1 protein-coding gene is annotated in these 293 nt (G+C 45.4%); it reads left to right on the top strand.

Annotated elements, in window-relative coordinates; genetic code table 11:
- The coding region (locus TW84_RS23250) for a GAD-like domain-containing protein (protein ID WP_045977979.1) at positions 1–293 on the top strand (293 nt) is incomplete at both ends.

The raw sequence follows: 293 nt of genomic DNA, 5'->3' as shown, positions 1-293 counted from the left end.
TAATCCCGCTGAGTTTGAAGGTGTGCTTGAGTCCTTCCTCAAGGGCACAGAGTTTGCCAATTATGACAACTACCATGTGATCGCACGCAATTGCTATGGTCAACTCTTTTTGTGGGGAGAGCGCACTGGCGCGTCACTGGAGATAGCCCCTCACTTAAATTGGATACTGACAGACCAGGGAAACGAAAGTGAGATTGCTAAAGGCGAGGCTAATAGTGCCATTCAAAGCTTTTTCGGTTTTCAAAATCTAGAATATATAGACTTAAACGCCAATTCAAAGCCCCTCTTCCCAT

This window comes from Vibrio neptunius (genome assembly GCF_000967495.1).
GTDB lineage: Bacteria > Pseudomonadota > Gammaproteobacteria > Enterobacterales > Vibrionaceae > Vibrio > Vibrio neptunius.
Note: the sequence above shows the minus strand (reverse complement) of the source record. Positions and strands in the feature narration are given on the sequence as shown.